Genomic DNA, 5,887 nt, shown 5'->3' with positions numbered 1-5,887 from the left:
AATAAGAACGCACCAAAAAGATCGAGCGGCTCTCAAAAGCCTTTTGGCTCTAAGCGCACTGGTGGTTCACAACGCAACAAGAATACCGTAAAGCCAGCAGCGGGTTTGCATCCAAGAAACCAGCACACAGGGCGTTACGACTTCGAGCTATTGGTCACGGCTTTACCAGAGCTAAAAGCGCACTTAATTAAGAATCCAGTAGGCGAAGACACGATCAATTTCTCTGATCCACTGGCGGTTAAACTACTTAACAAAGCGTTATTGGCGCATCACTATGGTGTTAAGCATTGGGATATTCCGGCTGGATACTTGTGCCCGCCGATTCCTGGTAGAGCGGACTACATTCATAGAGTGGCAGACATCCTTAATAGCGATGGCCAAGATGAACCTTATAATCATCAATCAGTGAAAGCGCTAGATATCGGTGTTGGTGCGAACTGTATCTACCCAATTATTGGCGCCACAGAATACAAATGGCGTTGCACAGGTAGTGATGTTGACCCAGTGTCGGTGAAAGCCGCGAATTTCATTGTTGAAAGTAACGTTAATTTAAAGGGTAAGATCAAAGCACGTTTGCAAGCAGACTCTGAATCTATCTTTAAGGGCGTAATCAAAGATAATGAACGTTACGATGTCACTATTTGTAACCCTCCATTCCACAGCTCTCTAGAGGAAGCGGAAAAGGGGACGCAGCGTAAATTAGACAACTTAGCGGCAAACCGAGCTAAGAAAGCGGGTCAAACGTTCAAACCTGAAACGAAAAAAGCCAAGCAAAATAAGCCAACTTTAAACTTTGGTGGCCAAAAAGCGGAGTTATGGTGCCCAGGTGGTGAAGCAGCATTCATCATGAAAATGGCAAGAGAGAGCCAATTGTTTGCGACTCAAGTGCTGTGGTTCACGACGCTAATTTCGAAGAAAGACAACGTTGATATGCTTCGTTCTGAACTTGGTAAGCTTAAAGCAAAACAAGTGAAAGTCGTAGAGATGTCTCAAGGCCAGAAAGTGAGTCGCTTTGTAGCATGGACTTTTATGGACGACGAGCAAAGACAAGAATGGATCGCGCTTAAATAACGGTTCACACGTCTAAACTCGAAAGTATCGTTAACTCTATCAAATAAAACGGGCTTGTTGTTCATTCAACAAGCCCGTTTTTTATCAGATTTGGTTAAGCAGAGAGCAAATCATCCAATTTACTTTGGTACTTCTTCTCAAGCGCATGGTTTCCCGCTTTCTTTTCAAGATCGACTAAGATTTGAAGCGATGGAATTTGATAGCCATACCGCTGGTGGAACTTAAACAGACGAAGCCTAGCGTCGTTATAATCGGCTTCGCTCACTTCAATTTTAGATAGCTGTAATATCGACTTTACTCGGTTCGGATCATGGTCAATGGCGCGGGTGAAGTAGTACTTGGCTTGTTCTGTATTACCTGCCTTGAATGCGCAAAAAGCCGCATTCTCATAACTGGCGGATACTAAATAGTAGTAGGGTTGGTCAATGGCGCGATTAAAGTACTTATCGGCCTGTTTATATTCGCCTTGCTTACACAAAAACGTCCCGTAGTTATTGAGCACGTTACCGTTTCTTGAGTCTAGGCTTAACGCTTTTCGATACGCAGACCTCGCTTCATCGACTTCTCCCACTTGTTCATAGTAATGGGCCATAGAGAGTCGAGCACGGTAGTAACTAGGTGCATGCTTGATAGCAAGTTCTAGGTTTTCACGCGCCCTTACCATGTTGCCTTGGCCCATGTACCCCAAACCTAATTCAATGCGAGATTCAGACATCGCAATAGGATCGCTTTCTACTTTGGGTGGTCCTTCTGTTACAGAGACACAGCCAGACAATGAGATAGAAGCAATCAGAGCTGAGAATAGGGGATTTGAAAACAATGACTTGGCAGGCATGTGAAGCTCCTTATGAACACCAGACAATCATATGAAATTGGTAAACATAAGGTGGTAAATCTATGGTGGAATGCGACCCACTCTCCATAAAAAGCTGCGCCCAATAAGCATGTTTTCAACGTCAAAGAAGTAAACAGCTTGTTGGGCGCAGCATTGTATCTTTGATAAACCAGCGAATAATTAATCGTCTTTGGTGAAGTTCTCTTCGCTGAAGTGATCCAAATCGTAAGGCGTTTGTTGGTAAACGCAGTAATTTAGCCAGTTTGAAAACAATAAATGTCCGTGGCTTCGCCAGCTCGCAACGGGTTTGTTGTCTGGGTTATTGTTTGGATAGTAGTTAATAGGGATGACTGGCTCCATGCCTTCGCCCAAATCACGGATGTATTCGTTGTGAAGCGTATGCGCATCGTATTCAGGGTGACCGGTCACAAACACGTTTCGCTTGTCTTTCGTTGCTGCGAGATACACACCGGCGACATCTGAAGTCGCAAGCACATCCAGGTCGGTATGCTCTGCTAGATACTCTGGTGAGAAATCTGCATAGCGAGAGTGTGGTGCTAAAAAGGTGTCATCAAAACCACGCAGAATAGGGTGGTAAGGGTTATGAATCTCGTGATTGTAAACGCCCGACAGCTTCTCTTTGCGAGTACGCTTCGGTAAGTCATACAGCAATTTCAAGCCCGCTTGAGCAGCCCAGCACACATAAAGAGTCGAGGTAACGTGCTTGTTTGCCCACTCCATGATGGTTTTTAGGTGATCCCAGTAGATAACATCTTCAAACTGAACCAAACCCAATGGCGCACCAGTGATGATCAATCCATCAAAGTTACGATTTTTTACCATCTCAAACTGACGGTAAAAGTTATCGAGGTGCTCAGTTGGTGTATTTTTGCTTGGACGGTCATCGATTCGAAGCAGTTCAACATCCACTTGCAACGGGCTGTTCGATAGAAGACGTAAGAATTGAGTTTCGGTTTCAATCTTCTTCGGCATTAGGTTGAGGATCAAGACTCGAAGTGGACGGATTTCCTGTGTCGATGCTCTTGATAGCGGCATAACAAAGATGTTTTCTTCACGAAGAACATCGCTCGCTGGCAATTGGTCTGGAATGCGGATAGGCACAGCTTTCTCCCTAAGCTAGATATGTAGACGTCTATACATCTAAATCTATAATAGTTTGATACGCTTGTCGATATACAAAATGGATAGTTGTAAATTATTTGTGTTTTTATCAAGAGAGCACTTAGTTGTCTTGTGGTTATTGTCTCTGCTTAGCAATGCCAAGACGTGTAGAAGAGTGATTAAGTGCTGATATCGCCAGTAATCAGAGCAACAGAGTACTATTTACGATAAACTCATGCTTTTGATTTAAGCCGTAATGTATCAATGAAGTTAATACTCATTCGAGGGCTGCCAGGTTCAGGTAAGTCAACAAAAGCAAAAACTTATGACGCCTTGCATGTCGAAGCCGATATGTATTTTGTCAACGAACAAGGTGAGTACTGCTTTGATCCTAAACAGTTACAACAGGCTCATGAGTGGTGCCAGAACACCGCTGAAAATGGTTTAAAGCAAGGGAGGGACGTCGTCGTATCGAATACCTTCATTAAGCACTGGGAAATGAAGGCTTATCGTCAACTTGCGCTCAAATACAAAGCGGATTTAGTGATTGAAGTTTGCCGAGAAAACTACGGCACTATTCACGATATTGAACCATCGGTGATTAAGCGCATGGCGAGAGATTGGCAAGAGTAGCTCTACATTCATGCCGCTCCACAGAGTGGGTAAACCCTCATATTAAACTAACAAAGCAATTCCAAGGTAACGATTGAAATGGCAAAACGTTCTGTTGTCGTAGAGATGACTTCTTACGGTATCTACTCCACGTGGGATTCTAAGTCTAAAGACCTACCTAAAATCCAAGAGTTCACCACCACCGTGGACGCTGAAATCGACGTCGAGTTTGGCTATATCTTGAATATCAAAAAAGCCAAAGGCGAAAAAATCCGTTACTGCATTTACCACCCGGATATAACGACCGACAAAGGTGAAGTGCTTGAGCCGTTCGATGGCGAAGAGTACGTTGGCAATAATGATTGGGATTTCTACCTAGGCGACACCATTTGGGCACCAGTCTCAAACAAGATTGGTAAATGGCGCATGACGGTCGAACTCAAAGGTAACATCATCGCAGATAAGACATTCGACTTAGTAGCTAAAGACGAAGGCCAGTTCTGGAAACGTAGAGGGTTCTAGCCTCGAACTTCTAGACAAATTTGAACAACAAAAAAGCCGAGTCCTATATGGGCTCGGCTTTTTGACATTAGCTAGACGATGTTCGTCATCTAGCTTAGAAGTAAGATTATTGTGTTACGTAAGCCACAACAAACTCAGTGATAGCAACCATGTCTTTCACTGCGATGTACTCTTCAGTGGTGTGAACTTTCGCCATACCAGTAGATAGGTTAACCGTAGTTAGACCTTTCGCATTGAAATTGTTTGCATCGCTACCGCCGCCAGTGCGTTTGGTGTTTGCTGTTACGCCAAGCTTCTCGAATGCCGATTTGATAGACAGAATGTGCGGGTGATCATCTGCAATAACGAATGCATCGTAAGCACGAGTTGATTCGATTTCGACTTCAGCACCGAATTGCTTTGCGCTCTCTTCAAACGTTGAAATCATATGTTCAACTTGCGCTGTTAGCTTGTCGCCATTTAGTGAGCGAGCTTCCGCAACCACTTTAAGTTCAGGCATTACGATGTTAGTCGCTTGACCGCCTTCAACAATACCCACGTTCGCTGTCGTTTCTTCGTCGATACGAAGTAGGTTCATCTTAGTAATAGCGTCTGCTGCTACTTGAATTGCGCTGATGCCTTCTTCTGGTGCTAGACCAGCGTGAGCAGGGCGACCTTTGATCGTTGCAACGATCTTTTGTTGGCCTGGAGCAGCGTTTACGATAGTGCCGATAGGGCCGCCTGTATCTAGAACGATAGCGTGCTCTGATTGAATGTAAGACATATCGAAGTTCAAAGACCCGAATAGACCGCCTTCTTCGAACACTGTGAATGCAATTTCAATGGTCTTGTGTGCTTGACCTTCAGCTTTAATGCAGCGAACGGCTTCCATGATAGCCGCAATGCCAGACTTGTCGTCACCACCTAGGATAGTGTTGCCCTTTGAACGGATGATGCCATCTTCGATGATTGGCTCAATGCCGATACCCGGGGTTACTGTGTCCATGTGGCAGCTGAATACTGTGCTACCCGGTAGTGTGCCGTCTAAACGCGCGTAGATGTTGAAGCCATTCGATACTTCTTCAGGAACCGCCAGTTTATGTACGTCAAAACCTAGTTCGCCTAACTGCTCAGCCAGCGCTTCAGCGATTGCTTTTTCGTTGCGAGATTCACTATCGATTTTCACAAGATCGCAGAAATGGTCGACTAGACGTTGTTCATTAATTTGGGTCATTGTTAATTCTCATTATGTTTCCGCTCTTTCCTTAGAAGTCACGGCTATAGGAACAGGAAAATCACTATAACGCCTCTTTGTAGGATGATTGCCTGAGTTAAATCAAGAAAACCGCCTGAATATTCCAGATTATGAGAAAAACAAGATCCAGTTCTACAAGTTGACAACATTTTAATCTGTATATTGCTCGGGTATACTGCAAACCGAAATTAACCATGCAGAAAGTAAGAACACTGCCCGAATAGTAAGAGAACTATGCGACTGACAATGGCACTTATAAATGAATAAAAACAATGTCTTAGGGTCATTCCTGCTTGTTGTTACAATGAGTGCTGTTCTGGGCTTCTTTCTGCTGTATCCAATCAACGATGTAGATTTGACTAACTCGCAAGTCAACGAGCCCGCTGTTTACACCCCAGAAAAAGAACTTTCTAAAACAGAATGTCTCGTCCTAAAATACGTTGACAGTTTTTTACTAAGCCAACAGCGCCGGCTGTTGGCTTTTTTCATGC

The 5,887-nt window shown here is 44.1% G+C and carries 7 protein-coding genes; 4 read left to right on the top strand and 3 right to left on the bottom strand.

Going from position 1 to position 5,887, the window contains the following annotated elements; all coding sequences use genetic code 11:
• A partial coding sequence (gene rlmF / locus BCT81_RS28785; protein WP_241908294.1) for a 23S rRNA (adenine(1618)-N(6))-methyltransferase RlmF occupies window positions 1-1,071 on the top strand: 1,071 nt, incomplete at its 5' end.
• Between the two features lie 94 nt (window positions 1,072-1,165).
• Here the strand turns inward: rlmF and pilW are convergent.
• Together pilW and metA are read right to left on the bottom strand one after the other, a co-directional pair.
• Window positions 1,166-1,906 carry a type IV pilus biogenesis/stability protein PilW gene (pilW, locus tag BCT81_RS28780; RefSeq protein WP_102426642.1) on the bottom strand — a complete coding sequence of 247 codons (741 nt, stop codon included), beginning with the start codon at window positions 1,904-1,906 and terminating at the stop codon, window positions 1,166-1,168.
• 180 nt (window positions 1,907-2,086) lie between these two features.
• Window positions 2,087-3,028 carry a homoserine O-succinyltransferase gene (gene metA / locus BCT81_RS28775; protein WP_004739682.1) on the bottom strand — a complete coding sequence of 314 codons (942 nt, stop codon included), beginning with the start codon at window positions 3,026-3,028 and terminating at the stop codon, window positions 2,087-2,089.
• 264 nt (window positions 3,029-3,292) lie between these two features.
• Here metA and BCT81_RS28770 point away from each other — a divergent pair, with 264 nt between their 5' ends.
• Both BCT81_RS28770 and BCT81_RS28765 read left to right on the top strand, forming a co-directional pair.
• The gene (locus BCT81_RS28770) at window positions 3,293-3,661 is read left to right on the top strand and encodes an ATP-binding protein (protein ID WP_102426641.1); all 369 of its coding nucleotides are present in this window, start codon (window positions 3,293-3,295) and stop codon (window positions 3,659-3,661) included.
• A 78-nt stretch (window positions 3,662-3,739) separates the two neighbouring features.
• Window positions 3,740-4,162, top strand: a complete 423-nt coding sequence (locus BCT81_RS28765; RefSeq protein WP_004739678.1) for a DUF3859 domain-containing protein — start codon at window positions 3,740-3,742, stop codon at window positions 4,160-4,162.
• Between the two features lie 106 nt (window positions 4,163-4,268).
• Here the strand turns inward: BCT81_RS28765 and BCT81_RS28760 are convergent, their stop codons facing one another.
• Window positions 4,269-5,375 (bottom strand): M20/M25/M40 family metallo-hydrolase, encoded by a 1,107-nt coding sequence (locus BCT81_RS28760; RefSeq protein WP_102426640.1) that lies wholly within the window; start codon window positions 5,373-5,375, stop codon window positions 4,269-4,271.
• A 280-nt stretch (window positions 5,376-5,655) separates the two neighbouring features.
• Here BCT81_RS28760 and BCT81_RS29655 point away from each other — a divergent pair.
• On the top strand, window positions 5,656-5,887 hold a 232-nt coding region (locus BCT81_RS29655), incomplete at its 3' end, for a hypothetical protein (protein WP_133152773.1).

Origin of the sequence: Vibrio sp. 10N.261.52.A1 (assembly GCF_002876325.1) — a bacterium.
Classification (GTDB): domain Bacteria; phylum Pseudomonadota; class Gammaproteobacteria; order Enterobacterales; family Vibrionaceae; genus Vibrio; species Vibrio chagasii.
Note: the sequence above shows the minus strand (reverse complement) of the source record. Positions and strands in the feature narration are given on the sequence as shown.